General features: G+C 71.0%; 23 protein-coding genes. 4 read left to right on the plus strand and 19 right to left on the minus strand.

Annotation, left to right across the window (positions count from 1 at the left end):
- Positions 1-21: 21 nt before the first annotated feature.
- Positions 22-750: an SMI1/KNR4 family protein gene (locus tag ACFYY1_RS29560; RefSeq protein ID WP_388591008.1), complete on the plus strand. Its 729-nt coding sequence runs from the start codon at positions 22-24 to the stop codon at positions 748-750.
- 246 nt (positions 751-996) lie between these two features.
- On the opposite strand, the gene ACFYY1_RS29565 is transcribed toward ACFYY1_RS29560, so the two are convergent.
- The 9 genes from ACFYY1_RS29565 to sbnA all read right to left on the minus strand — a co-directional run bounded on the left by ACFYY1_RS29565 (position 997) and on the right by sbnA (position 9,940).
- Positions 997-1,419, minus strand: a complete 423-nt coding sequence (locus ACFYY1_RS29565) for a hypothetical protein (protein ID WP_388591010.1) — start codon at positions 1,417-1,419, stop codon at positions 997-999.
- Positions 1,420-1,772: 353 nt separating this feature from the next.
- Positions 1,773-2,963 (minus strand): FAD-dependent monooxygenase, encoded by a 1,191-nt coding sequence (locus tag ACFYY1_RS29570; RefSeq protein WP_388591012.1) that lies wholly within the window; start codon positions 2,961-2,963, stop codon positions 1,773-1,775.
- Positions 2,960-4,441, minus strand: a complete 1,482-nt coding sequence (locus ACFYY1_RS29575; protein WP_388591013.1) for a condensation domain-containing protein — start codon at positions 4,439-4,441, stop codon at positions 2,960-2,962. The genes ACFYY1_RS29570 and ACFYY1_RS29575 overlap by 4 nt, the downstream gene beginning before the upstream one ends.
- Positions 4,438-5,166: a 2-hydroxychromene-2-carboxylate isomerase gene (locus tag ACFYY1_RS29580; RefSeq protein ID WP_388591015.1), complete on the minus strand. Its 729-nt coding sequence runs from the start codon at positions 5,164-5,166 to the stop codon at positions 4,438-4,440. The genes ACFYY1_RS29575 and ACFYY1_RS29580 overlap by 4 nt, the downstream gene beginning before the upstream one ends.
- Before the next feature lie 35 nt (positions 5,167-5,201).
- A complete protein-coding gene (gene fabG, locus ACFYY1_RS29585; protein ID WP_358944637.1) occupies positions 5,202-5,945 on the minus strand; it encodes a 3-oxoacyl-ACP reductase FabG in 744 nt (247 codons plus the stop codon).
- Positions 5,946-6,006: 61 nt separating this feature from the next.
- Positions 6,007-7,101 carry a beta-ketoacyl synthase N-terminal-like domain-containing protein gene (locus tag ACFYY1_RS29590; protein WP_388591017.1) on the minus strand — a complete coding sequence of 365 codons (1,095 nt, stop codon included), beginning with the start codon at positions 7,099-7,101 and terminating at the stop codon, positions 6,007-6,009.
- 35 nt (positions 7,102-7,136) lie between these two features.
- Positions 7,137-8,429: a beta-ketoacyl-[acyl-carrier-protein] synthase family protein gene (locus ACFYY1_RS29595; RefSeq protein ID WP_388591019.1), complete on the minus strand. Its 1,293-nt coding sequence runs from the start codon at positions 8,427-8,429 to the stop codon at positions 7,137-7,139.
- Complete coding sequence (locus tag ACFYY1_RS29600; RefSeq protein WP_388591021.1) at positions 8,426-8,689, minus strand: acyl carrier protein; 264 nt, start codon at positions 8,687-8,689, stop codon at positions 8,426-8,428. Before ACFYY1_RS29600 ends, ACFYY1_RS29595 begins: the two co-directional genes overlap by 4 nt.
- 201 nt (positions 8,690-8,890) lie before the next feature.
- Positions 8,891-9,940, minus strand: a complete 1,050-nt coding sequence (sbnA, locus tag ACFYY1_RS29605) for a 2,3-diaminopropionate biosynthesis protein SbnA (RefSeq protein WP_388591023.1) — start codon at positions 9,938-9,940, stop codon at positions 8,891-8,893.
- A gap of 211 nt (positions 9,941-10,151) precedes the next feature.
- Between sbnA and ACFYY1_RS29610 the strand changes: the two genes are divergently transcribed.
- The 3 genes from ACFYY1_RS29610 to ACFYY1_RS29620 all read left to right on the plus strand — a co-directional run bounded on the left by ACFYY1_RS29610 (position 10,152) and on the right by ACFYY1_RS29620 (position 13,715).
- Complete coding sequence (locus tag ACFYY1_RS29610; RefSeq protein ID WP_356086164.1) at positions 10,152-11,765, plus strand: tryptophan halogenase family protein; 1,614 nt, start codon at positions 10,152-10,154, stop codon at positions 11,763-11,765.
- 86 nt (positions 11,766-11,851) lie between these two features.
- Positions 11,852-12,388 (plus strand): flavin reductase family protein, encoded by a 537-nt coding sequence (locus tag ACFYY1_RS29615; RefSeq protein ID WP_388591024.1) that lies wholly within the window; start codon positions 11,852-11,854, stop codon positions 12,386-12,388.
- A complete protein-coding gene (locus ACFYY1_RS29620) occupies positions 12,375-13,715 on the plus strand; it encodes a cation:proton antiporter (RefSeq protein WP_388591025.1) in 1,341 nt (446 codons plus the stop codon). Before ACFYY1_RS29615 ends, ACFYY1_RS29620 begins: the two co-directional genes overlap by 14 nt.
- Before the next feature lie 113 nt (positions 13,716-13,828).
- Here ACFYY1_RS29620 and trpD read toward each other — a convergent pair whose 3' ends face one another.
- The 10 genes from trpD to ACFYY1_RS29670 all read right to left on the minus strand — a co-directional run bounded on the left by trpD (position 13,829) and on the right by ACFYY1_RS29670 (position 24,888).
- Positions 13,829-14,953 carry an anthranilate phosphoribosyltransferase gene (trpD, locus tag ACFYY1_RS29625; RefSeq protein ID WP_388591026.1) on the minus strand — a complete coding sequence of 375 codons (1,125 nt, stop codon included), beginning with the start codon at positions 14,951-14,953 and terminating at the stop codon, positions 13,829-13,831.
- A 19-nt stretch (positions 14,954-14,972) separates the two neighbouring features.
- A complete protein-coding gene (locus ACFYY1_RS29630; RefSeq protein WP_388591028.1) occupies positions 14,973-15,395 on the minus strand; it encodes a hypothetical protein in 423 nt (140 codons plus the stop codon).
- 197 nt (positions 15,396-15,592) lie between these two features.
- Positions 15,593-16,183: an anthranilate synthase component II gene (locus ACFYY1_RS29635; protein ID WP_388591029.1), complete on the minus strand. Its 591-nt coding sequence runs from the start codon at positions 16,181-16,183 to the stop codon at positions 15,593-15,595.
- Positions 16,180-17,715, minus strand: coding sequence for an anthranilate synthase component I family protein (locus ACFYY1_RS29640; protein WP_388591030.1), 1,536 nt, complete (start codon positions 17,713-17,715; stop codon positions 16,180-16,182). Before ACFYY1_RS29640 ends, ACFYY1_RS29635 begins: the two co-directional genes overlap by 4 nt.
- 12 nt (positions 17,716-17,727) lie before the next feature.
- Positions 17,728-18,771 (minus strand): 2,3-diaminopropionate biosynthesis protein SbnB, encoded by a 1,044-nt coding sequence (gene sbnB, locus ACFYY1_RS29645; protein WP_388591032.1) that lies wholly within the window; start codon positions 18,769-18,771, stop codon positions 17,728-17,730.
- A gap of 155 nt (positions 18,772-18,926) precedes the next feature.
- Positions 18,927-21,935, minus strand: a complete 3,009-nt coding sequence (locus ACFYY1_RS29650; RefSeq protein ID WP_388591034.1) for a BTAD domain-containing putative transcriptional regulator — start codon at positions 21,933-21,935, stop codon at positions 18,927-18,929.
- 376 nt (positions 21,936-22,311) lie between these two features.
- On the minus strand, positions 22,312-23,931 hold the full coding sequence (locus ACFYY1_RS29655) for an acyl-CoA carboxylase subunit beta (RefSeq protein WP_388591035.1): 1,620 nt from the start codon (positions 23,929-23,931) through the stop codon (positions 22,312-22,314).
- Positions 23,932-23,941: 10 nt separating this feature from the next.
- A complete protein-coding gene (locus ACFYY1_RS29660) occupies positions 23,942-24,139 on the minus strand; it encodes an acyl-CoA carboxylase subunit epsilon (RefSeq protein ID WP_388591037.1) in 198 nt (65 codons plus the stop codon).
- Between the two features lie 150 nt (positions 24,140-24,289).
- The gene (locus tag ACFYY1_RS29665; RefSeq protein ID WP_388591039.1) at positions 24,290-24,457 is read right to left on the minus strand and encodes a hypothetical protein; all 168 of its coding nucleotides are present in this window, start codon (positions 24,455-24,457) and stop codon (positions 24,290-24,292) included.
- Complete coding sequence (locus tag ACFYY1_RS29670) at positions 24,454-24,888, minus strand: hypothetical protein (protein ID WP_388591041.1); 435 nt, start codon at positions 24,886-24,888, stop codon at positions 24,454-24,456. The genes ACFYY1_RS29665 and ACFYY1_RS29670 overlap by 4 nt, the downstream gene beginning before the upstream one ends.
- Positions 24,889-24,963: the final 75 nt, after the last annotated feature.

The raw sequence follows: 24,963 nt of genomic DNA on the forward strand, positions 1-24,963 counted from the left end.
GAAGGCGGTAGCGTCCTCAGCATGCTGGATGGTCCTGATGTCTCGGTCGCGCTGCGAGGTGGGGTACACACTCGCGCGCAGGCCTGGGATTTCGTGCGTTGGTTCGTCGATTCGTGGATGGGCCGACCGCTGGAGTCGGCAGACGGCTGCAGCGAGGAAGAGTTGGCGGCCGTAGAAGCCGATCTGGGTTTCGAGCTCCCGGCGGCCCTGCGCGAGGGGTATGCACTGTTCGGGCGCCGGCACGACCTGAGTCGACAGCAGGATCCCCTGGTTCCCGCAACTGGGCTTTACGTCGACGATGCCTTGGGAGGCGTCCTGGTCTTTCGCCGTGAGAATCAGGACTGCGCCTTCTGGGCGATCCCCATGGCCGAGATCGAACAGGATGATCCACCGGTCGTGGTGGAGTCCCATGACGGCTGGGTCCCGTTTCTTGATCGGCTGTCCCTCGCGTGGGTCGAACTCGTGCTGAGCGAGTCGCTCTTCGGAGCGGACGACCAGCGTCTCTACGACGCCTGCGAGCTACCGGAAGCGTTGCTGCCGAGCCTCTACGAGCGCTACGCCCGAGTCGACCTGCCTGACCACCCCATGTGGGCCAGCAAGGACGACTCGCCCGTGCGCTGGTACGCGGCACCTGGTCGACTGGTACGCCGAGACGGGATCCAGGACCAGTCCTGGATCCATGCCCGTGGCCGGGCGGCTGCTGATCTTGAAGTCGTGCGCAAGGACCTCCCCGGACCCTGGGTGCGCTGAATCCCGCTCACCCAGTGGTCACGCGACCAGGCGCGTAGCAGTGCCCGTCTTCAGCGTTGAACGGACACTCTTTCGTCGGTCGTTCCCATACCTCAACGGGGAATCGGCGTGAAGGGCAGATGCCGCAGGCGAGATGAATAACGTCATCGGCAACGGAAGTCTCAGCCATGGAGCAATCCAGTCGATTGCCCGGGTGATCTCGTCGGTCCAGGACCATCGCGTGGTGAAGCGAAGCCGGCGGCGGCGTTACTGTGCACCGCTCGACGGCGATCGAAAGCTGGCTACGATCTGGTGTGCGTACTGATTGTCCGGACCGAGGTCTTGGACCGCTCGATGGGCCTCTTGGGCCCGGCCCGTCTCGCACAGCAGCCGAACGAGGGCGTACAGGGCACCATGATCACCGTCTCTGGCACGGTTGCGCAGCGCCGCCCCCATCCCCCGCTCGCGAAGCGATGTGTTGAGTCTCCGACGAGCGTGGACATCCGTGAGAGCGCGCTCCGTGAGTTCCGAGAGCCGTTCCGCACGGACGAGCAGATCCATGTGCCACAGATGGCTGTCGTGCCTGTTGTGATCGGTGGAATAGCACTCGGCGTGGGCGCTTACCAATTCGATGGCCGCATCCCAATCCCGACGCTGTTCCGCTTCCTGGGCCTGCTCGAACCACTCCACAGGACGAGTATCGCGCAGCAATGCCTCGCACAGCATCGTGGGAGTGGTCGCCGACGAAAGCCCGCCAGGATCACGCACCCACCGTGGCCTGCCGAATACTCTCAAGACACCTCTCATGGGTCTCGACAACCACATGGTTGCCAGCGCCGTGCCCGCTCTGCTCTCCCGGGTCCTTTGCCGCACAACGGACATGACACCACGCCACTCGCGGGGCCGGCGAACCGGACCATTCCCATCACGCAATGCCCCTGGCCCGGGACCGCGCCGGATTCCGTGCCCGGACATGGCGGGGCCCCTGGCGCGGGGAGAGCGTCAGGGGCCCCTGGTCCATTCGCACGCGGCTCGACTGCGCGTCAGGCGGCCTGGGGAAGGCGGTCCCGCGACCCGCCGAGGGCCGACCCGCCGAGGGCCGCCTCGACGTCGTGGTCCAGGACCCAGTCGACGCTCTCGGCGTCGATGCGGCGGTTCGCTGCGGCGTCCTTCGGCTGCTGCCCGGTGCGGGAGCCGAGCTGCACGCGGGTGGTGTGCGGGCGGCGTGCCTCCTCGTAGCGGCGCAGTGCGGCGGCGATGCCGTCCGCGCCGGGTGCCGCCCCTTCGAGGCAGACGGCGAGCGCCACGGCGTCCTCCACGGCCTGGTTGGCGCCCTGTCCGTGGTGCGGGAGCATCGGGTGGGCCGCGTCGCCGAGCAGGGTGGTGCGGGAGGTGCTCCACCGCTCCAGCGGCTCGCGGTCGTACAGTGCCCAGCGGCGCACCTCGCCCGCCGCGTCGGCGAGCGCGCGCACGGCCGGGTCCCAGCCCATCAGGACGGCGTCCAGGTCGGTGCGGTCGCCCGCGCTGGTCCACGACTCGGCGGCACCCTCGGCGGCCGGGGTCACCACGACGTAGGTGAACTGCCGTCCCCCGGCGACCGGGTAGAGCAGGACGCGCGCGGTGGGGCCCGCGTACATGTACATCAGCGCGGGGTCCAGGTCCGGCAGGTCGGCGGCGTCGACCACACCGCGCAGGGCGCTGTTGCCGGAGTAGACCGGGGCGTCGGCGCCCGCGACCGCGCGGCGGACCGCCGAGTGCACGCCGTCCGCGCCGATCAGTACGTCGGCGTGGGCGTCGGTGCCGTCCGCGAAGTGCAGGACGACCCCGTACACGGTCTCCTCGTACCGGACCAGCTCCTTGCCGGTGTGCACCCGCTCGGCGGGGACCCGGGAGGACAGCATCCGGTGCAGGTCACCGCGGTGCACGGTGTAGTACGGGGCACGGAACCGCTCCTGCCACGCCTCGCCCATCTCCTGGCGGGCCACGGTGGCACCGTTGTGGAAGGCCCGGACCTCCAGGGCCTCGGGGCGCACCGCGCACCGCTCCAACTCCGGCCCGAGGCCCAGTCGTTGGAGCAGCCGGGTGCCGTTGGGGCCGAGGTGCATGCCGACGCCCTGCTCGCGCAGCTCCTCCCCCCGCTCGTAGACCTGGACGTCCAGGCCCCGGTGGTGCAGTGCGGCGGCGGCCGTCAGACCGCCGAGTCCCGCACCCACGATCGCGATGCGCATGGTCATCGGTGTTCCCAGGAGTTCTCGAAGGATTCGAAGTCGTCGATGTCGTTGAAGTCGCCGAAATCGGCGGCGTTGTCGAAGGAGGTGGTGCCGAGGGCGAGCAGCGCGGCCGTCTCGTCCTGTCCGGCCAGTTCCACGTCGGTGATCCGGGTGCCCGGGTCGGCGACGGCCGCGGCGAGCATCCGCTCGTAGCCGTCCGCGAACCGCTCGACCGTGGCGCGGTCGAGCAGGTCGGTGTCGTACGAGAAGACGGCGGTGACACCGTCGGGGGTCTGCTCGATGCGCAGCAGCAGGTCCAGCTGGCCCTCCTGCTGCGGTACGTCGATGAGGGCGATGTCCAGCCCCTTGTACGCGACGGACGGGCCGATGACCTGCCCGGGCGGGACGTTGGGCACCGGCGGGTCCATCCGGTCCATCTGGACCAGGAACAGCGCGGTGCGGAAGACGGTGGCCTGCGGGAAGGCCAGGGCGCACGGGTAGCGGACATTGACCATGCCCCGCATCACCCGCTCGCCGGCCAGCGCGGCGGTGCCCCGGAAGGTGCTGGTGGCGTCGAACTCGGCCCGTACCGGCATGGTGTTGAGGAAGCAGCCGATCACGTCCCGCTGCGCCTTGCCCATCCGGCTGGTCGCGGGCACCCCGAGGACGAATTCCTCCTGGCCGGTCCAGCGGTGGGTGAGTGCCTGGAAGACGCCGAGCAGATACGCGAACGGGGTGACGCCCGCGTCGTCGGCCGCCGCGTCGAGCCCCTGGGCGGTGGCCGGGGCGAGCACGCGGACCACGGTGCCGCCCCGGAGCGAGCGGACGACGGGGCGCGGCCGGTCCAGCGGGAGCTCCGCCGCGGGCGCCCCGGCGACCGACTCGCGCCACCGGTCCGCGCCGCGCCGCCCCGCCTCGGAGGCGGTGTGGCGCAGTTCCTCGGCGGCGTGGTCGGCGTACGAGCCGGGGATGGGCCGCCAGGCCGGGGCGGTGCCGGTGGAGATGCCCGCGTAGGCGTCGAGCAGGTCGCGGACGAGCAGCCAGCGCGAGGTGAAGTCGCTGACGATGTGGTGGGCGGCGGTCACCAGCGCCCATTCCTTGTCGGAGCGGCGCAGCAGTACGACTCGGAAGGCGCCGGACTCCAGGCGGAAGGGGCGGGCGCCCGCCTCCTCCGCGGCGCGCCGCAGGCCCTCCTCGTCGATGCCGTCGAGGTCCCTGAACTCCATGCGGACCAGGGCCTGTTCGGCGGCGGTACGGACCGGGGTGCCGTCCTGCTCGGTGAAGACGGAGCGCAGCAGCTCCTGCCGGTCGCCGACGGCGGTGACCGCCTCGGCCATGGCGGCCGGGTCGATGGGCCCGCGCAGCAGCAGCGGCATCACGATGTTGTAGGAGGCACTCTCCGGTGCGACGCGGTACGCGGTCCACATCGCTTCCTGGATGGCGGTCAGCGGCAGGGTTCCCCCGGCCGTGGCGCGCTCGTCGGTGCCGGTCGCGGTGGTCATCCGCAGCCTCCCGCGTGGCTCATGTCGGTGGTCCGGCCCGCGGCGGGCACGGCGGGCGGCTCGGCGGCGGTGGGCGCGGCACCGGCCGCGGTGGCCGGGGCGGGTGCGAAGGAAGCCGCGAAGTCGGTGACGCGGTCCAGGCCCCAGTACGGCTCGCTGCCGTTGATGAAGTACGGCACGCCGAAGACGCCGTCGCGGTGCACGTCGAGCAGTGCCCGTACGCCCTGTTCGCGCACGAGCGGGTGATGGGGGGCCTGGGCGACCTCCGCACCGTCCAGGCCGATCTCCTCGGCCAGTTCGCGCACCACGTCCGGGTCGCAGATGTCGCGCCCCTCCAGCCAGCGGGCCCGCCCGGCGCGCTCGACCCAGGCGCGGCCGAGCCCCTCGCGCTCGGCAAGGAACCAGGTCAGGTGGGCCGGCTCCCACCAGGGCTTGCGGTCCACCGGCCAGGTCAGCGCCAGGCCGCGGTCGGCGGCGAGCCTGCGCACATCGCGCAGGATGTAGAACTGCTTGGCGCGGGACATCGGGTGGAACGGGAACTCGGCGCCGGGCGAGGCTTCGGCGAGGAGCTTCTCGCTGGTCGGGTCCGGCTCCCAGAACGGGCGCCATTCGACGCGGTCCAGCAGCTCCGGGTGGTCGCGCTCCAGGTCGGCGAGGGCGAAGAAGTTGTAGGGGCTGCGCAGGTTGAAGTAGAACCGCGGCGGCTTGGTGGTGCGGGCGGTCATGGCGAACTCCTTGGGATCACGGGAGGACCGGGGTGTCAGACGACCAGGCCGCCGTCGATGGAGAAGACCTGTCCGGTGATGTAGGACGCACGGTCGGAGGCGAGGAACGACACCAGCTCGGCGACCTCCTCGGGCTCCCCGAACCGGCCGAGCGGAATGCTCCTGGTCATGTCCTTGGCGTACTTCTCGGAGAGTCCGCCGGTCATGTCGGTACGGATGAAGCCGGGGGCCACGGTGTTGGCGCGCAGCCCGGCCCGGCCGCCCTCCTTGGCGAGGGCCTTGGTGAAGCCGATGATCCCGGCCTTGGAGGCCGAGTAGTTGGTCTGGCCGGCCTGTCCCTGGGACGCGACCGAGGAGAGGGTGATCACGGTGCCCCGACGGCGCTTCATCATCGGGAAGACGAGCGCCCTGGCGAAGTTGTACGTGCCGTCGAGGTTGGTGCGCACCACGGCGTCCCAGTCGTCGTCGGTGAGCGTGGCCAGGTTGCTGTCCCGGACGATTCCGGCGGCGGTGACGAGGGTGTCGACCGGGCCGAGGGTGTTCTCGGTCTCGGCGACGAAGGCGCGCACCGCGTCCCGGTCGGTGACGTCGACGCGGCCGGCCAGCGTCCGGGCGCCGTGCTCCCGGGCCGCCTTCGCGGCGAGTTCGGCCGCTTCCGCCCGGGACTGGTAGCACAGGGCCACGTCGTATCCGTCGCGGGCCAGGACCTCCACGACGGACCGCCCGATACCGCGCGATCCACCGGTGACGAGGGCCACCGGCCTGGGAGTGTCGGACATGGTGCGTGCCCTTTCTGCGAGTGCTGCGCGGGAGGGTGGGACTTACGGAGGGCTTGGTGGCTCAGCCGAGGCGGAGCAGGGCCGCGCCGACGGTGCCGTCCCGGTCGATGGCGGTGACCAGGGCGAGCCGGTCCACCAGCGCCGGGCGGGCGGCCGACTCGGCGAGTACGGCGGCGAGCTGGAAGGCGGCACCGGCCGCGGTGGCGTCGCCGATGAGGGGGCGGACCGCGAGGCGCGGCGCGGCGAGGCCGTCCAGGGCCGCCGTCTCCTCCTTGCCGAAGACACCGGGCGGGGTGCCGGGGGCGACGATCGCGATGTCGTCGGGGGTCGCCCCGGCGGCGGCCAGGACCTCGTCGACGCAGCTCTTCAGCACGGCGGAGGCACGGCCGGTGTTCCGGAAGGCCCGGAAGCGGCAGCCGAGCACGGTGGCCAGGACGGTGCGTCCGCTGTCGCGGGCCGCCGCCCCGCTCTCCAGGAGGAAGAGCGCCGCGCCCTCGCCGAGCGGTTCGGCGGCGCTGCCGCCGTGGTCGGCGACGTGCTCCAGCCGGGCGCGCTGTACGGAGAACTCCTCGGCGGCACCCGCGAGGAGTGCGGTGGCGTGGCCGCCGCGCAGCAGCCGGGAGGCGTAGTTGAGGGCGAGCAGCCCGGTGGCGGCGCCGCCGGAGACGGTGACGTTGGGGCCCTTGAGCGTGTGCCGGATGGCGCTGTGCCCGGTGGGGCAGTTCATCACGGTGTTGGGGAACCTGGCGGGGTCGACCAGGTAGGGCGCCTTGCCGGTGAGGGCGTCCCGGGTGAAGTCCATGATCGACTGGACGCTGCCGGAGGTGCCGAGCACCAGGCCGGTGCTCTCGGGGTCGGCGGCCAGGCCGGCCCCGTACTCCTCCAGGAGCATGCCCACGGTGGTGGCGGCGATGGCGGTGACCCGGTCCATGGAGCGGGTGCCCTTGCGGCCGAGGACGGCCTTGATGTCGAAGCCGGGTATGAGCCCGGCCTCTTCGTAGGGCACCGGCCACTGTTCGCTGTCGAGGGCGGCGACGGCGCGCCGCCCCTCGCGCAGTCCGGCCGTGAACCCGTCCCGGCCCAGCCCGTACGGGGAGGACACTGCCCAGCCCGAAACGACCAGGTCCTGCGCGGTGGTGACCGCGTCGGCTGACATTCCGTCCAACTCCTCTCAGGCCGCGTCGGGCCGGTTCAGGCCGCCGCTGTCGCGTCGGCGGGCAGGGTTTCGGCCGCGTTCTCGTCCCAGTGGCCGAGCATCAGGACCGCGTTGTTCCCGCCGAAGGCGAGGCCGTTGTTCTGCACGACCCGCAGCCGGGCCTCGACCGCTTCGTTGGGTACGCAGTCGACCGCGCACTCGGGGTCGGTGGTGCGGTGGTTGATGGTGGGCGGGATGAAGCCCTCCCGCAGTGCCAGGGAGCAGGCCGCGGCGGCCAGCGCGCTCGCGGCGCCCATGGTGTGGCCGATCATCGACTTGATCGACACGGTGCGCGGCAGTTCGTCGCCGAAGACCTGCCGGATCGCGCCGACCTCGGTGACGTCGTTGGCCTTGGTGCCGGTGCCGTGCGCCGAGATGAAGTCCACGTCGGACGCCTCGATGCCGGCGTTGCGGTGGGCGGCGGTGATGCAGCGTGCGATGGAGTCCCGGTCGGGTGCGACCGGGTGGCTCGCGTCGCAGGACAGCCCGTAACCCAGGACCTCCGCGTAGATGCGGGCGCCGCGCCCCAACGCGGACTCCAGGGACTCCATCAGGAGGATCCCGGCGCCCTCGCCGGTCAGGATGCCCTGCCGGTCGGCGTCGAAGGGGCGGCACACGTCGGGGGCGATGGTGCCGAGCCGGTAGAAGCCGGTGAACGTCTTGCGGCACAGGGCGTCCGCCCCGCCGCAGAGCGCCATCTCGACGTCACCGGAGCTGATCGCGTCGTAGCCGGAGCCGACCGCGTAGTTGCCCGCCGCGCAGGCGGTGGGGACGGTGACCGTCTCCACGTCCTCCAGGCCGAGTTCGCGGACGATGCCGGCGGAGAGCCGGCCGGGCCACACCCGGCGGGCGACGGTGGCATCGAGCCGGTCCTCGCCCTCGGCGACCTGAAGGCCGATCAGGTGGTCCAGGTCGCGGGACTCGCCGTCGGTGGTGCCGACCGAGACCAGGGTGCGCCTGGCCCGTACGTCGTCCTCGGTGAGTCCCGCGTCCGCGACCGCCATCCGGCTGCCGGCCACCGCGAACTGCGCGGCCCGGCCGAGCTCGTCGGCCGCCATCTCGCGCAGCCACGCCCCGGGGTCGAAATCGGTGATCTCGCAGGCGTTGGAGTACGCGAATCCGGTGGTGTCGAAGGCGCCGATCGGTTTGGCGCCGCTGCGTCCGGCCCGCAGGCCGTCGGCGAAGGCGTCCACCCCGGTGCCGATGCTGGTCACCACGCCGAGCCCGGTGATCACCACCCGGTGCCGGGGGGCCGTGCGCGGCGCCGTGCCGCCCGTCGCTCCGCTCACTTTCCCTCGGCCTCCGCGACCACGGCGTACACGCCCGCCAGGTTGATCATGCGGCTGAGCTCGGCCTGCTCCAGGACGAGACCGAAGTTGCGCTCCATGGAGGCGAGGATCTCGATGGTGCGCAGGGAGTCGGCGTCGTGCTCCTCCTTGAAGAGGCTGGTGTCGGTGACCTCGTCGAGTTCGAGTTCGAGGATGTCGCAGACGATCTCCTTGATCTCGGCCTTGCGCTCGGTGCTGAGGTCGGCGATCTGGGTGGTCATGTGGTGCCTCCGGGTCTCGGTTCGGGTCATTTCGAGGGTCTGTGGTGCTGTTCGCTGGAACTGCTCTCCGGTGCTGTTCGCGGGAGCAGCTCCCCGGTGCTGTTCGCGGGTGCTGCTCCCCGGTGCTGTTCGCTCGAACTGCTCGCTGGAACTGCTCGCTGGAACTGTCCGCTGGTGAGGAAAGCCTGCGGTGACGCGCTATTACTGGGCTATATCGGCCAGTTGGCCCACGAACCCGGCGTCCGACGGCCCGTCCCACAGGTGGGCTACGTCCCCGAAGTGCTGCTGCACCCAGGTGTCGTCGTAGATGGTGTCGAGGTAGCGGTCGCCGCCGTCGGGCAGCACGATCACCACGTTGGAGCCGGGTGGTATGCCGGGGGCGAGCCGGGTCAGGGCCGCGACGACCGCACCCGACGAGCCGCCGGCGAGGATCGCCTCGCGGCGCACCAGGGTGCGGCAGCCCACCACGCAGTCCAGGTCGCCGACGTGCACCACCCGGTCCGCGTCGGTCCGCCGCAGCAGTTTGGGCGCGACGGACGCACCGTGGCCGGGCACCAGGCGGGCGCAGTCGACGAGTGAGTCGAACAGCACGCTGCCGAGGGCGTCGACCGCGTTGACGGTGGTGCCGAGGTGGTGCCGGCGGATGTACTCGGCGCAGCCGCCGAGCGTGCCGCTGGTGCCCGCGGCCACGACGAGCTGATCGACCTTGCCGTCGAGGGCTTCGGCGATCTCCCCCATCGTGGTCTCGTGGGCCCGCCGGTTGAGCGGGTTGGCGTACTGGTCGGGCCAGTAGGCGTCGGGGGTGGTCGCCACCAGTTCGGCGACCCGGTGCAGCCGGGCGGACAGCAGTTCCCCGGTGGCCGGGTCGGGCTCGGTGATGATCTCGACCTCGGCCCCGTAGGCCCGCAGGATCGCGATGTTCTGCCGGGTGGTGCGGGTGTCCACCACACAGACGAGCCGCAGGCCGTAGTAGCCGCAGATCTGCGCGAGCCCGATCGCGAGGTTCCCCGAGCTGGACTCGATGACCGTCGAACGGCCCGGGACGAGCTCCCCGGACCGGATCTTCGTGGCCACCATGCTCAGCGCGGAGCGGTCCTTGACACTACCGCCGGGGTTGAAACGCTCCACCTTGGCGAACACCCGCGAGGTGAAACCCGGCATCAACCGTTCGAGCTCTACGAGCGGGGTTCCTCCCACAGTGGAAAGGATGCCTTTCAGCCCCGTCTCCGGCTCCCGTTCTGTGCTCGCCATGTGATGCGGCCATCCTCTGCTGGGAGATACGAGTGCGGAATCAACAGGTCCCAGGCTGTGCCCGCGCGCTATACGCCCTCCATAAATCCCGACACCCAGCAATCTCATTCGGCCTTTTCCGCCGGGTTATAGAAGTGCCGTAGAGCTGCTGCCGACTCTGGCCATCCCCACAGTTCCGCCACCACAACTCCGCCAGAAGAGGGAATTCGATATGACGGGCACCTCCACCGCAACAGACAACGCCATCAAGAAGGTCGTGATCCTCGGCGGCGGTACGGCCGGCTGGATGACCGCCGCCTATCTCGGCAAGGCCCTCCAGAGCACGGTCGACGTCACGGTCCTGGAGGCGCCGAGCATTCCGCGCATCGGTGTGGGCGAGGCCACCGTGCCCAATCTGCACCGTGTTCTCTTCGACTTCCTCGGAATCGAGGAGGAGGAGTGGATGCGCGAATGCAACGCCAGTTACAAGATGGCGGTCCGCTTCATCAACTGGCGTACTCCCGGCAAGGGCCAGAGCAGTCCGCGTGAGCTCGACAAGGGCGGTCCGGACCACTTCTACCACCCGTTCGGCATCAGCCCGGAGCACGACAACACCCCGATGTCGCACTACTGGTTCAAGAACAAGTACGAGGGGAAGACGGACGAGCCGTACGACTACGCCTGCTTCCGCGAGGCTCCGCTGATGGACGCCAACAAGGCGCCGCGGCACCTGGACGGCACCTCGCCCACCCGGTACGCCTGGCACTTCGACGCGGCGCTCGTCGCGGACTTCCTGCGCCGGTTCGCCACCGGGAAGCAGGGTGTCCACCACATCCAGGACGAGATGACCCGCGTCGAGAAGGACGAGCGGGGCTTCGTCAAGGCCCTGCACACCAAGGAGGGCCGGGTCCTCGACGCCGACCTGTTCGTGGACTGCTCCGGCTTCCGCAGCCTGCTGATGAACCAGGCGATGGAGGAGCCCTTCGTCGACATGAGCGACCAGCTGCTGTGCGACCGCGCGGTCGCCACGGCCGTGCCGCACGACGACGAGGCCAACGGCGTGGAGCCGTACACCTCGGCGATCGCGATGTCCTCCGGGTGGACCTGGAAGATCCCGATGCTGGGCCGCTTCGGCACCGGTTACGTCTACTCCAGCCGCTTCACCACGCAGGAGGAGGCCACCGCCGAGTTCTGCGAGCTGTGGGGCCTGGACCCCGAGACCACCCAGTTCAACCACGTGAAGTTCCGGGTCGGCCGCAACCGCCGCGCCTGGGTGAAGAACGTCATCGGCATCGGCCTTTCCAGCGCCTTCCTGGAGCCCCTGGAGTCCACCGGCATCTACTTCATCACCGCCGCCGCCTATCAGCTGGCCAAGCACTTCCCGGACAAGACGTTCAACCAGGCCCTGGTCGACAACTTCAACAAGGAAATAGAGGTGATGTTCGACGACACCCGCGATTTCATCCAGACCCACTTCTACTTCGCGCCGCGCACCGACTCGCCCTTCTGGCGGGCCAACAAGGAACTGAAGCTCGCCCCGAGCATCCGCGAGAAGATCGACGCGTACAAGGCTGGCCTTCCGGTCAATCCCGCGGCCACCGACGACACCACGTACTACGGGAACTTCGAGGCGGAATTCCGTAACTTCTGGACCAACGAGCGCTATTACTGCATCTTCGCCGGCCTCGGTCTGGAGCCGGACGCACCGCTGCCGATCCTCTACCACAAGCCGGAGTCCGTGGCCGCCGCTCAGGCCATGTTCACCAAGGTCAAGAAGGAGCAGCAGGAACTCCTCAACTCCCTGCCGAGCACCTACGAGGCGCTCCGCCAGCTGCACGGCAAGTAGTCGTGCCGCACCGCGCCGCCCGGCAGCCGGGACCCCTCTCCGGCCGGCTGCCGGGCGCGCGGCACACGTCTTCGACAGGAGAAACCATGACCGACCGGCCCGTTCCGGAAGCCGACATACGCCCGCTGATGGGCAGTTTCCCCTCCGGCGTCTCCGTGGTGACGACGCTCGACGCCGACGGCACGCCCCGCGGGATGACCTGCAGTTCGCTGGCGAGCGTGGCGCTCTCCCCGCCGACGCTGGTGATCTGCCTGCGCACGGCGAGCCCCACCACCGAATCGGTGCTGTCCAGTGGGCAGTTGGCCCTCAACCTGCTGCACGAGGACGCGCACGGCACCTCCGACCTCTTCAGCTCCGGCAACCCCGAACGGTTCGCGCTGAGCGAGTGGCGGCTGCCGCTGGGCGCGGGCGGCCCGCATCTGACGGAGGCCGCGCACGCCATCGCCGACTGCTCGGTGGTCGGTACGCGGGAGGTCGGGGACCACACCACCGTCTTCGCCCAGGTGCGGCGGTTCACCGCCGACGAGTCCGCCCAGCCGCTGTTGTACGGGCGGCGCCGATACGCACGCTGGTCGGACGCCACGGCGACCGCCAAGGAAGGAGCCGGCCGTGTCGGCACGTGACCCCCTGCCCGATCTCCTGATCGCCATCCCGGTGGTCATCCTGGTGTGCCAGGCGGGCGCCCAGCTGTTCCGCAGGTTCGGCCAGCCGCCGGTCATCGGTGAGATCACCCTCGGCATCATGCTGGGGCCGTCGCTGCTGGGCTGGATCTCGCCCGCGGCACAGACCTGGCTGTTCCCCGAGTCGGTGCTGCCGTACATCGGCGCCTTCGGCAACATCGGCCTGCTGGCCTTCATGTTCCTGATCGGACTCGAACTGGATCTCGGCACCTTGCGCGGCCATCGCGGGACCGCGGTCGCGGTCAGTCAGGCCAGCATCGTCCTGCCGCTGGTCCTGGGCTCGCTGCTGGCCCTCGCGATGTTCGGCTCGTTCGCGCCGCCGGGCGTGGGCCGGTTGCCGTTCGTGCTGTTCATCGCCGTGTCGATGAGCATCACCGCGTTCCCCGTCCTCGCCCGGGTCCTCACCGACCGGGGTCTGATCGGTACCCGGATCGGCTCGCTGGCCATGGCGTGCGCGGCGGTCGACGACGTGACCGCCTGGTGCCTGCTGGCGGCGGTGGTCGCGGTGTCGACGAGCGGTTCGCCGGCCGAGGCGCTGACGACGGCGGCGCTCGCCGCGGTCTTCCTCGCCGTCATGGTCTACGCGCTGCGTCCGCTGCTCGCCCGCTGGGCGAAGCGGGCCGAGCGGACCGTGGACGGGGTGGTCCTCGTCGTCCTCTTCAGCGGCCTGTGCCTCTCCGCACTGGCCACCGACCGGATCGGTGTGCACGCGCTGTTCGGTGCCTTCGTCTTCGGCCTGGTCACTCCTCGGGGATCCAGGGTCATCGAGCGCTGCACGGCTCGGCTGCGCGCGTTCTCGGTTCCGGTGCTGCTGCCGCTGTTCTTCGTCGCCACCGGGCTGCGCACCGATGTCTCACTGCTGGCCGGCGACCCGGTGCAGTGGCTGTGGGCGCTGGCGGTGCTGGCCGTCGCGATGCTCGGCAAGTGGGGCGGGAGCACGGCCGGGGCCCGGCTGTCGGGTCAGTCCTGGCGCGACTCCCTGGCGATCGGGGCGCTGATGAACTGCCGGGGACTGACCGAGCTGGTGGTGCTGAACCTGGGGCTCGAACTCGGTGTGATCGGGCCTGATCTGTTCACCATGCTGGTGCTGATGGCGCTGATCACCACGGGCCTCACGTCGCCGGCCCTCTCCTGGATCCGGCGCGAGAAGTTCCGCGGTTCCCGGCCGGCGGGGTCCGAGGCGGCCGCCCGGGACGACGCGGAGCCGGCGGCGGCCGGCGAAGCGGACCTGGAGCGGGACCAGGCTCTCGAACCCACCGCTGCCAGGTGACCGCGCGGACGCGCCATGGCCGTACTGCCCACCGGTCTCCCGGGGCTTACGGGGCAGCCCTTACCGCCATGGTGCCGTCCACGGTCCACGTCCGTCCCGGGTGCCCTGCCCGGTCACGCCGCCGTGGCGACCCGGGGGACCGGGGCTTCGGCGACCGGGGTGTCGGCGTGCGGGGCGTCGGCGTGCGGGGCCGAGGTGGCCCGCACCCACCGGTCGAGGGTGTCGGCCGCGGCGCCGGAGTCGATCGCCCGGCCCGCCGCTTCCACCGCCCAGCCCAGGCGTTCGGTGACGGTACGGCCCCCGGTGGGTTCGCCCGCCACGAGCGCGGCGCCCGCGGAGAGCAGCACCGCGTCCCGTACCGGGCCGCGCTCACCGTCCAGGATCCGCCGGGCGACGGCCGCGTTGTACGCGGCGTCCTCCCCGCGCAGTGCCTCCAGCGGCGCGAGCGCGATCCCCACGTCGCGCGGATCGAACCGCTCCTGCCTGATGTCGCCGTCGTCCACGGTCAGCACGGTCGACGTGGTGGTGACGGTGAGCTCGTCGAGCCCGTCGTCGCCCCGGAAGACCAGGCCCCGGCCGCCGGCCCGGGCCAGCGCTCCGGCGATCAGCGGCAGCAGCCGGGCGTCGGCGACCCCGACCGCCTGGGCGGTGGGCGCCGCCGGATTGGTCAGCGGGCCCAGCGCGTTGAAGACGGTCGGGATGCCGAGCTGTTTGCGCGGTCCCGCCGCGTGACGCATCGCCGGGTGGAAGTCCGGCGCGAAGCAGAAGGTGATGCCCGCCTCGTCGGCCACGGCGGCGATCCGCTCGGGCGGCAGCCGCAGGGTGACGCCCAGCGCTTCCAGTACGTCGGCGGAGCCGGAGGCCGAACTCGCCGCACGGTTGCCGTGCTTGACGACCCGTGCCCCCGCTCCCGCCGCGACGATCGCGGACATCGTGGAGATGTTGACCGTGCGTGCGCCGTCGCCCCCGGTGCCCACCACGTCGACGGTCCTCCCCGGCACGTCGATGTGTACGGCATGGGCCAGCATCCCGTGCACGAGCCCTTCGAGCTCGCCCACGGTCTCGCCCTTGGCCCGCAGGGCCACCAGGAAGCCGGCGATCTGTGCGTCGGTCGCGCGGCCCCGCATCACCTGGTCCATCACCCAGGCGGTGTCGACGGCGGTGAGATCCCGGCCGTCGAGCACCTGCCCCAGCAACGGGGGCCAGGAGCGGTCCTGTTCGGGTGTCGTGGCGCTCACTGGTCTTCTCCTTCTTCGGTCAGGCGCTCAGCGCCGGGTGCCACGGGTCGTCCAGCGCCGAAGCCTGGACGGTCACAGGGCTCGGGTGCCACGGGTCGTCCAACGCCGAAGCCTGGACGGCCACAGGGCTCGGGTGCCACGGGTCGTCCAACGCCGAAGCCTGGACGGCCACAGGGCTCGGGTGCCACGGGTCGTCCAACGCCGAAGCCTGAACGGCCACGGAGCTCGGGTGCCACGGGTCGTCCAGTCTCGATGCCTGGGCGGCCACGGGGCTCGGGTGCCACGGGTCGTCGAGCGGCGTGGCGGCGGCGGTGAGGTAGGAGCCGGCGCGGTCCGACCGGCCGGCCTCCGCGACGGTCTGCACGGTGGCGAATATCGCCGCACCGGCGAGCGTCACGACGAGGGTCTGCTGGATCTTCCCGGTGATCGCATCGAGCTTCATGATTCCTTTTCCCCCTATGAACTGTTGCGGTTCGTTCCGACATCCAGAACATTAGGAAGGACCTGTTTCGAATCATTATCACCGGGACTTCCACCCATCAGACGCAGCAATATATTTGATATAACCGCTGGTCAGCGCCATTCGGACGTGAATATTCCAGCCATCTGGATGGTATGTCCCACGGGACGGTCCCAGCCTCAGGAGATCGATTTCAATTTCCGCCCGGCGGCCGTGAGGAAGTTGTCCAGGAGCCGCAGGCCGCCGACAGTGGTGATGGACTCGGGGTGGAACTGCACCCCTTCCACGGCGAGCGTGCGGTGCCGCAGCCCCATCACATAGCCGTCGTCCTGGGCGTGCGCGGTGGCGATCAGCGGGGGCGGCAGCGGTTCGTCTGCGATCAGCGAGTGATAGCGCGTGGCGGTCATCACCGGTTCCAGCCCCTCGAACACCCCGGCACCGTCGTGGCGCACGAGGCTGGTCTTGCCGTGCTTGAGCCGCTCGGCGACCGTGACCCGGCCTCCGTAGGCCAGGCAGATCGCCTGATGGCCCAGGCAGATGCCGAGCAGCGGTACGGACCCGGCGAAGGTGCGCACCAGCTCGACGTGGCCCGAGTCGGCCGCGTGGCCGGGCCCCGGGCCGAGGACGACCGCGTCGGGCCGCATGCCGGCGAGCTGTTGCGGGGTGCGGGTGTGCGACCGGACGACGTCGGTGTCGGCGCCCAGGGTGCGCAGGTACTGGTCGATGATGTGGGTGAAGCTGTCGTACGCGTCGACGAGCAGGACCTTCACGGCAGCAGCTCCTCACCGGTCAGCGACCAGTAGGCCGCACCCATCTTGTGCAGGGTCTCCCGCCACTCGGCCCCGGGGGACGAGTCGGCGACGATGCCCGCGCAGCTCTGGGTGGAGTAGGTGCCGCTGCGGCCGTCGTGCACGATCGTGCGGATGCACAGGGCGAGTTGGCTCCAGCCGCGCAGGTCGACGAGGCCGACGGCGCCCGCGTACATGCCGCGCGGCTCGCTCTCCAGCTCCTCGATGATCTCCATGGCGCGGATCTTGGGCGCGCCGGTGACGGTGCCCGCCGGGAAGGTGGCGCGCAGCACGGACCAGGTGTCGTCCTCGGGGGCGAGGGTGCCCTCGACGGTGGAGACGAGATGGAAGACGTGCGAGTACGTCTCGACCGTCATCAGCCCGTGCGCCTCCAGCGTGCCGGGCAGGCAGACCCGGCCGATGTCGTTGCGGCACAGGTCGACGAGCATGACGTGCTCGGCCCGTTCCTTCTCGTCGGCGACGAGCCGGGCGAGCCGGGGCTCGTCGATGCCGGGGTCGCCGCTGCGCGGCGCGGTCCCGGCGATGGGCCGCATGACGACCTTGCCGCCCTCGGTGCGGAAGAGAACTTCGGGGCTGGCGCCGATGACGGTGCGCCCGTCGCGCGGGACGAGGTACATGTACGGGGACGGGTTGCGGCCGCGCAGCCGCCGGTAGACCTCGAAGGGTTCGAGGTCGGATTCGACGTCGATGCGGTGGCCGATCTGGATCTGGTAGATGTCGCCGACGCCGATGTGCTCCAGGCAGCGCCGGGCCCGCGCGAGGAAGGTCTGCTCGTCGCAGGTGTCCCGTACGGAGTGCGGCTTCGGCGCCTCGGGCAGGACCTCGGGGACCCGGCCGACGGCGGCGACCGCCGCGATGGTCTCCTCGCTCAGGTCGAGGGGTTCCGGGTCGGGGAAGGCGTCGCTGTGCGCGGTGAGTCTGCGCACGGTGCCCGGTTCGGGGCCGTACCAGACGGTCTCGCGGAACAGGCCGAGCACGATGTCGGGTTCGCCGTGGTCCCGCTCGCCCCGGTCGGGCAGGGTCTCCATGTGCCAGGCGGAGCCGTAGCCGAAGGTGGCGAGGAAGCCGAAGGCGTAGCTGTCGTGGGGCCGGTCGGTCTCCACGGTGAACAGGTCCTGCACGGTGCGCAGCAGTTGCCAGAGCTGGTCGCCGTGGAGGAGACCGCGCTCGTTGCCGGGCCGGGGAGCGAGGCCGAGGCCGTCGGCGGCCGCGAGGGCCGCGGCGACGACGGCCTCGGCGCCGTCGACACGGATCCGGTCGGCGTGCACCCGGATCTCGGCGAGCAGTCCGTGGCCCACGACGGTGGCTCCGGGGGACTGTCCGGGGCCTTCGCGGCTCTCCAGCAGGAAGACGTCGTGCGCCGACTGCTCGCGCAGCGCGGCGTACAGGTCGAGCGGTTCGTGCGGGGCGAGGGCGGTCTCCTCCACACGTACGGTGAGGGAACCCGGGCCGGGCCCAGCGGGCCGGGGCGGGCTGTCGAGCAGAGTGGTCACGGTCGTCTCATCTCAGCCGTATCGGCGCATCTCGTGGAAGAAGTCGTCCACAACGGCGAGCTGGCCGTCGGCGCGCAGGGTTTCGTAGATGTGTCCGCCGACCGCGAGGTCCAGGACGCCGAGCCCGAAGGGTGAGAAGACGACGGGCCGGTCGTCGGGGATCTTCAGGTCGCCGGTGAGTACGTCGTACAGGGTTCCGTCGATGAACTCCCGGTTCCCGCTGAGCTGTTCGGCGAGGTGCGGGGAGGTGTCGGCCTTGAGGCAGTGGTCGATGTCGTCGACGACGTTGGTGGCCGCGAGGATCACCTCGGGCGACAGGTCGCGCAGCGACACGTGCAGGACCAGTGGGTTGTGGGTGAACCACGCCGGGTCGGTGACGTGCGGGGCTCCGGCGACGGTCGCGAAGACCACGATGTCGCTGGAGCGGATCAGCTGTTCGGGGCCTTCGGGGCCGGTGTGCAGGGTGACCGTGCCGTTGTCGCCCTCGCGCTCCAGGTGTGCGGCGAAGCCCCGGGCGTGCTCCTCCGACAGGTCGTACACCCCGGTCTCCTCGAAGCTCCAGCCGGTGCCCACGAGGTACTGGTGGATGAACCGGGCGATCAGGCCGGTGCCGAAGAAGCCGATCCGGCGCGGCCGGTCGCGCCCCTCGGTGAGCCGGTCCGCGGCGAGCGCCGCCGAGGCGGCGGTGCGGGCCGCGCTGATGATGGAGCTCTCCAGGCAGGCCAGCGGATAGCCGGTGACCGGGTCGTTGAGGATGAGCACGGCGGAGGCCCGGGGGATCCCGGCCGCCACGTTCTCGGGGAAGCTGGAGATCCATTTGATGCCGTCGACGGGTGCGGCGCCGCCGAGGGAGGCGGGCAGCGCGATGATGCGTGAGGTGGGGCGGTCGGGGAAGCGCAGGAAATAGGAGGGCGGGTTGACCGTGTCACCACCGCCGTGCACGCGGTAGGCCGACTCGATCAGCCGGACCACTTCCTCGTGCCGGCCGTCGAGGACTCGGTGCACCTGCGCGCCGGGAATCACGGCGAACGAGGGCACCCCGGGGGTAGGCGGCATCACAAACTCCACAGCTCTCGGGAAACCGAATTTCTGTGATGACGCTAGGCAACGGCCTTATCGGCGTGATATCGCCGGATTAACCCCGTCCGCAAAGCGGACCCCCGTCCCGTCGCCCGTGGCCGGTCCGGGAAGAATGGCCGGTCCTTTTCTTCCTATTCGCCGATTCCCACCTCCGGGCCGAGTTCCAGCGGGACCGGCGGGACCTCCGGCGGGACCTCCGCGGCGACATCCGGGGATCCGCTGAGCTCCCGGGCGACCTCCTCCTGCCAGTGCGTGGCCCCTCGCCGGGTGAACAGCTCCTTGGCGCCCAGGAGTTCGGCGCGGGCCTCCTCCTCCCGGCCCAGCTCCCGCAGGAGTACGCCGAGTTTCAGCCGGATCGATCCCTCGACCACGGGGCTGTCGAGCCCGCGGGCGACCTTGCGGCCCTGGACGTACGCGGTCTCGGCCGATTCGAGCGCGCCGAGCGCCACCCGGGCCTGGCCGAGTCCGTACAGGGCATGCGCGAGGCCGTGGGTGTCGGCCTTCGCCCGGGACAGTTCCTCCACGCGCAGGTACGACTCCTCGGCCTCCTCCGCCCGTCCGGACAGCAGCTGCGCGCTGCCCAGCCGGTACAGGCACTGGGCGAGGCTGCGCGAGGCGGCGGGTTCCATGGACTCCGCGACCCGTACCGCGTCCCGGGCGTGGCCGAGGCTGGCCTCGTAGTTGCCCCGGTCCAGCTCCAGCTGGGCCATGTTCTGGAGGACGGACGACTCCGACGAGAGGTCACCGGCCTCCCGGAAGATGGGCAGGGCCCCGCGCAGCCGGTCCGCCGCCGCGTCGGGGTCGCCCTGGAGCCGGTGGACGACCGCGAGGTTGCGCAGGACCAGGGCGCGGCCCAGCCGTTCGTCCAGGTCTCCGTACAGCTCCAGCGCCTCCTCGGAGCGCGCCTTCGCCTCGTCCATGCTCTGCCGCATCAGCGCGGCGGCCCCGGTGTGGTGCAGCATGACCGCCTGGCCCAGGCGGTCGTCGGCGGCGCGGGCCGCGTCCAGGGCGTGCTCCGCGCAGCTCTCCCAGTTCTCCACGTAGCTGCGCGTCTCGAAGAGCACGGACGCGGACCCCGTGAGGTCCCAGGCGAGATCGGCCATGCCCATCCGGGCCGCCTGCTCGACCATGCCGACCAGGCAGAGCCGCTCCGCCTCGAACCAGGCCAGTGGGTCCGCGAGGAGCTCCTCCAGCAGGTCCGTGTCGATGGTGGCCGGCTCGGTGCCGCTGTGCACGATGCTGAACTCCCCGCCGCTCTCCCGGCGATGGGCCTCGCGGGCAATGGTCAGGGCGGTGCGGAAGACCCGGCGGCAGGCGTCCCGCCAGGCCTCGTCCGACTCCTCGTCCCGGGCGCGCTCCCCCGCGTACAGACGCAGCAGGTTCTGGAAGCGGTAGCGCAGCCGCCCGGTCGCGTCGACGCCCACGACCTCCAGGAACTGCGTGTCCACCAGGTCCTCCAGGAGCAACTCCGCGTCGATCACGTCGACATCGAGGAGCGCGGCGGCCACCCAGGAGGTGAAGTCGGGTACGTCGGCGAGGCCGAGGCGCCGGTAGAGGCGGGCCGCGTCGGGGGAAAGGTAGCGGTAACTGAGCTCGAACCCGGCCCGTACCCGGGACTCCCCCTGGCTCAGCTCGTCGAGCCTGCGCCGCTCGTCGCTGAGCCTGGTCACCAGGTGCCGTACCGTCCAGTGCGGCTTGGACGCGAGGCGGGCGGCGGCGATGCGCAGGGCGAGCGGCAGCCGGTCGCAGAGCTCGACCAGCCGGTTGGCGTCCGTGCGGGCGGCGGTGATCCGTTCCTCGCCGGCGATCTTGGCGACGAGTTCGACGGCCGCGTCGGGCGGCAGGACACCCAGGTGGACACGGGCCTCCTGCGGCCAGGTCACCAGCTGCTCCAGCTGGTCGCGGCTGGTGACGACCACGCAGCTGGCGCCGCTGCCCGGCAGCAGCGGGGCGACCTGGGCGTGGGTGCGCACATTGTCCAGGACGATCAGCGCGCGGCGTTCGGTGAGCAGGCTGCGGTAGAGCGCGATCCGCTCCTCCAGCGCCTCCGGGATCTGCTGCCCCGGCACGCCGAGCGAGCGCAGGAAGCGGCCGAGGACGTCGGCGACGGATGCGGGTTCGTGCTGATCGTCGTAGCCGCGCAGGTCGGCGAAGAGCCGCCCGTCGGGGAAGCCGTCGGCGACCCGGTGCGCCCAGCGCAGGGCGAGGCCGGACTTGCCGACCCCGGCGACACCGGTGATCAGGCCGACGGTGGGGGTCTGGAGCGCGGCCCCGGACTCGATCATCAGCGCGTCCAGGGACGCGAGTTCGCACGCGCGGCCGGTGAACCCCGGTACGTCCGGCGGAAGTTCGGAGGGGACCACGACGACCTCGGGCACCGCGGCCTCGGCCGCGACGGAGACCGGTCCGTCGGCCGGGGTCAGCGAGGGGTCGTCGCGCAGGATCAGGTCGTGCAGTTCCTGGAGGTCCGGGCCCGGATCGAGCCCGAGCTCCTCGATGAACTGCTCGCGCGCCTCCCGGTAGGACTCCATGGCCTCGGCGCGCCGGCCCGCCCGGTACTGGGCGAGCATCTGGTGGTACCGGGTCCGTTCGCGCAGCGGGTTCTCCTGCACGACCCCGCCGAGCTCGGGCAGCAGCTCGTAGTGGCGCCCCAGCGCCAGCTGGACGGCGGTGGCGTCGTCGTAGGCGTTGAGCCGGTACTCACCGAGCCGGCCGGCCTCCTCCTCGACGAGCAGCCCGGAAACCCCGGCGAGCGCGGGCCCGCGCCACAGGTCGAGGGCGCGCCGGTACCCGCTCGCCGCGTCCTCCAGGCGCTGCTCCCGCACGTCGGTCTCCGCCTGGGCGACGAGGCCGGCGAACTCCACCGAGTCGATGTAGTGGCTCCCGGCGTCCAGGAGGTATCCCGGATGCGTGGTCACGATGGTGTCGTCGGCCGCGCCCTGCGCCTTGAACGTCTTGCGGAGCGCGGCGATGACGATGGCGATCTGGGTACGGGCGGTGGCGGGCGGGTTCCCGTTCCACACTTCGTGCACCAGAGTGTCCACCGGCACGGTTCGGCCAGGATTGAGCAACAGCAGCGCGAGTGTGGTCCGTTGACGTGCCCCGCCGATGACCACCTTTCGCTCGCCCGACGTCACCATGAGTGGGCCAAGGATTTTGAATAAGAGCCGTTCCCCCACCGGGCCTCCCGTTTCCCCCACCCCGAGGAATTCCGGGATCACATTACCCGTCCAGGAGTTCGAAACGGGTGATCGGGGACGAACTCTCGATGACCGATTTCCGGTGCCGGCCGCGGACATACCGCCGGGGACCGGTTACCTGTCATATGCGGTCACAACCGTACGGGTCCGATCGGCGGCGATCGGACCCGCGACGGACGGAACCACCGGCAGAACCGCCTGCGGGACCAGGACCGGAACCGGGGTCCGGACCGGGGCGCGGGCCCGGACCGGGGCCGGGACGGGATCGCCGGGGCACGCCGGGATCCCATCTCCCGCACCCCGGCGCCGCTCCCTTCTACTGCGGGGGGTTCCCGTGCTTGCGGGACGGCAGGTCGGCGTGCTTGTTGCGGAGCATCGCCAGGGACTTGACGAGCACCTCCCGGGTTTCGGCCGGGTCGATGACGTTGTCCACGAGCCCGCGCTCGGCGGCGTAGTACGGGTGCATGAGCTCGGCCTTGTACTCCTCGACCATGCGGGCGCGCATCGCCTCCGGGTCCTCGGCGGCGGCGATCTGCCGGCGGAAGATGACGTTGGCGGCGCCTTCGGCGCCCATCACCGCGATCTCGTTGGTCGGCCAGGCGTACGTCAGGTCCGCACCGATGGACTGACTGTCCATCACGATGTACGCGCCGCCGTACGCCTTGCGCAGAATGAGCGAGATCCGCGGCACGGTCGCGTTGCAGTACGCGTACAGCAGCTTCGCGCCGTGCCGGATGATCCCGCCGTGCTCCTGGTCGACGCCGGGCAGGAAGCCGGGCACGTCCAGCAGCGTGATGATGGGAATGTTGAAGGCGTCGCACATCTGCACGAAGCGCGCGGCCTTCTCGGACGCCCCGATGTCCAGCACCCCGGCCAGCGACTGGGGCTGGTTGGCGACGATGCCGACGACCTGTCCGTCCATCCGGGCCATCGCGCAGATGATGTTGCGGGCCCAGCGCTCGTGGACCTCCAGGTAGTCGCCGTCGTCGACGAGTTCCTCGATGACCTTGTGCATGTCGTACGGCCGGTTGCCGTCGAGGGGCACGAGATCGAGGAGACCGTCGTTGCGCCGGTCGGCGGGGTCGCGGGTGGGCTGGACCGGTGGGTCCTGCCGGTTGTTGGAGGGCAGCATCCCGATGAGGTAGCGGACCTCGGCGATGCAGGTCTCCTCGTCGTCGTACGCGAAGTGCGCGACGCCCGAGGTCTCGGCGTGCACGTCCGCGCCACCGAGCCCGTTCTGGGTGATCTCCTCACCGGTCACCGCCTTGACCACGTCCGGCCCGGTGATGAACATCTGCGAGGTCTCGCGGACCATGAACACGAAGTCCGTCAGCGCCGGGCTGTACGCCGCACCGCCCGCGCACGGGCCGAGCATCACACTGATCTGCGGAATCGCACCCGAGGCCCGGGTGTTGCGCTGGAAGATCCCACCGTAACCCGCGAGCGCGCTGACACCCTCCTGGATACGGGCGCCCGCGCCGTCGTTCAGCGAGACCAGCGGGGCACCGGCCGAGATGGCCATGTCCATGATCTTGTGGATCTTCGTGGCGTGGGCCTCGCCCAGCGCACCGCCGAAGATCCGGAAGTCGTGGGCGAAGGCGAAGACGGTCCGGCCGTCCACGAGCCCCCAGCCGGTGATGACGCCGTCGGTGTACGGCCTCTTGTCCTCCAGCCCGAAGCCGGTGGCCCGGTGCCGCCGCAACTGCTCGACCTCGCAGAAGGTGCCCTCGTCGAAGAGGAGCGCCAGCCGCTCGTGCGCGGTCAGCTTGCCCTTGGCGTGCTGGGCCTCGGTCGCCTTCTCGCTCGGCCCGCTGCGGGCCAGCTCACGCAGGGCGTGCAGTTCCACGACACGCCCCCGGACATCGGTCGGGGCGCCCACGGCACCAGTACCCACACCGGCGTCGGCAGAAGCGGAGGGGTCGATCGTCGTCGTCATGGCGTCCCCCTCACTGCCAGCTGAGCGGGGCGTCGTACCGGTCCGCGTGCCGCCACCACCGCGACCCGGCGACGGACTGCCGCTGCGGCGGGTCCGCGCGATCGGCCCGCAGCGCGAGCAACACCACGGTGAGCGCGGCCAGTTCCTCGTCGGTGGCCTGCCCCCGCTCGACGCTCAGCGCGATCCCGGAACTGTCCGGACTGCCCATCTCACCCTCCTTCGCCTCCGGGGAGCCCACTACGGAGAACCCCCACGGCCCCTCATGGGACGGCGCGCTCCTTGCGAGGGACTACGCGGCTCCTATGCCGGAGCCGGTCGGCGGTCGGCGGTCGGACGCTCAACCGGCCGCCGACCGGGCTCACGCCGGCGCGAAGACGAACAGGCCCGCCTCCGTACCGACGTAGCCGTAACCGGTGGCCGTCTCGACGGAGGGGATGTTCTCCTCGGGCAGGTCCTTCGCCAGCACCTTCTTCGTCCGGCTGTCCACCGCGATGCCGGTGCTCGTGGCGCTCTCGTCGTCCGTCACCCCGTACAGCACCGAGCCGTCGGCCGTGAAGCGGACCGGGTCACGGCGCCGGTTTTCCCATCACGGAACTCCAGCGTGAGGGGATCGGCCTCCTCGGAGGAGTGCAGCACGCCCTCGGTCAGTCCGCCCGAGCTCTCGTAGTCGCCCTGCGCGTCCTTCACCAGCAGCAGGGTGGAGCCGAGGTCGAGGACGCCGGGTGCCGCGTCGCCCGCGGGCAGGCTCCAGGCGGGCCGGGCGGCGAAGCCGGGCAGTGCGGGACCCTTGTAGGCGGGGCCCTTCACGGCGTCATCGGCGGCCCTGGCGGGCGCCGACGCCGTACCGTCGCCGGCCGTCCCGTCGGCTCTGCCGCATCCGGCTATCAGCGCCAGGGACAGCGACATCCCGACGACCGCGCCGTACGCCCGCGGACGCATCCCGCTCCTGTGGTTCACAGATCAAACTCCCCGTGTCCATGACATGAATGGGGTGATCCCAGCGGATGATGATCTTCATTCAGGAGCGGACGA

Origin of the sequence: Streptomyces sp. NPDC001890 (assembly GCF_042891445.1) — a bacterium.
In the GTDB taxonomy this organism is placed as follows: Bacteria; Actinomycetota; Actinomycetes; order Streptomycetales; family Streptomycetaceae; genus Streptomyces.

Bases quoted from the DNA above. Each gene is read 5' to 3' on its own strand.
- ACFYY1_RS29630 (WP_388591028.1), bottom strand. From the start codon at position 15,395: ATGAAGCTCGATGCGATCACCGGGAAGATCCAGCAGACCCTCGTCGTG.
- sbnA (WP_388591023.1), bottom strand. From the start codon at position 9,940: ATGGCGAGCACAGAACGGGAGCCGGAGACGGGGCTGAAAGGCATCCTT.
- ACFYY1_RS29580 (WP_388591015.1), bottom strand. From the start codon at position 5,166: ATGACCGCCCGCACCACCAAGCCGCCGCGGTTCTACTTCAACCTGCGC.
- ACFYY1_RS29615 (WP_388591024.1), top strand. From the start codon at position 11,852: ATGACCGACCGGCCCGTTCCGGAAGCCGACATACGCCCGCTGATGGGC.
- ACFYY1_RS29590 (WP_388591017.1), bottom strand. From the start codon at position 7,101: ATGTCAGCCGACGCGGTCACCACCGCGCAGGACCTGGTCGTTTCGGGC.
- sbnB (WP_388591032.1), bottom strand. From the start codon at position 18,771: ATGCCGCCTACCCCCGGGGTGCCCTCGTTCGCCGTGATTCCCGGCGCG.
- ACFYY1_RS29610 (WP_356086164.1), top strand. From the start codon at position 10,152: ATGACGGGCACCTCCACCGCAACAGACAACGCCATCAAGAAGGTCGTG.
- ACFYY1_RS29600 (WP_388591021.1), bottom strand. From the start codon at position 8,689: ATGACCACCCAGATCGCCGACCTCAGCACCGAGCGCAAGGCCGAGATC.
- fabG (WP_358944637.1), bottom strand. From the start codon at position 5,945: ATGTCCGACACTCCCAGGCCGGTGGCCCTCGTCACCGGTGGATCGCGC.
- ACFYY1_RS29660 (WP_388591037.1), bottom strand. From the start codon at position 24,139: ATGGGCAGTCCGGACAGTTCCGGGATCGCGCTGAGCGTCGAGCGGGGG.
- ACFYY1_RS29570 (WP_388591012.1), bottom strand. From the start codon at position 2,963: ATGACCATGCGCATCGCGATCGTGGGTGCGGGACTCGGCGGTCTGACG.
- ACFYY1_RS29560 (WP_388591008.1), top strand. From the start codon at position 22: ATGCTGGATGGTCCTGATGTCTCGGTCGCGCTGCGAGGTGGGGTACAC.
- ACFYY1_RS29655 (WP_388591035.1), bottom strand. From the start codon at position 23,931: ATGACGACGACGATCGACCCCTCCGCTTCTGCCGACGCCGGTGTGGGT.
- ACFYY1_RS29650 (WP_388591034.1), bottom strand. From the start codon at position 21,935: ATGGTGACGTCGGGCGAGCGAAAGGTGGTCATCGGCGGGGCACGTCAA.
- ACFYY1_RS29575 (WP_388591013.1), bottom strand. From the start codon at position 4,441: ATGACCACCGCGACCGGCACCGACGAGCGCGCCACGGCCGGGGGAACC.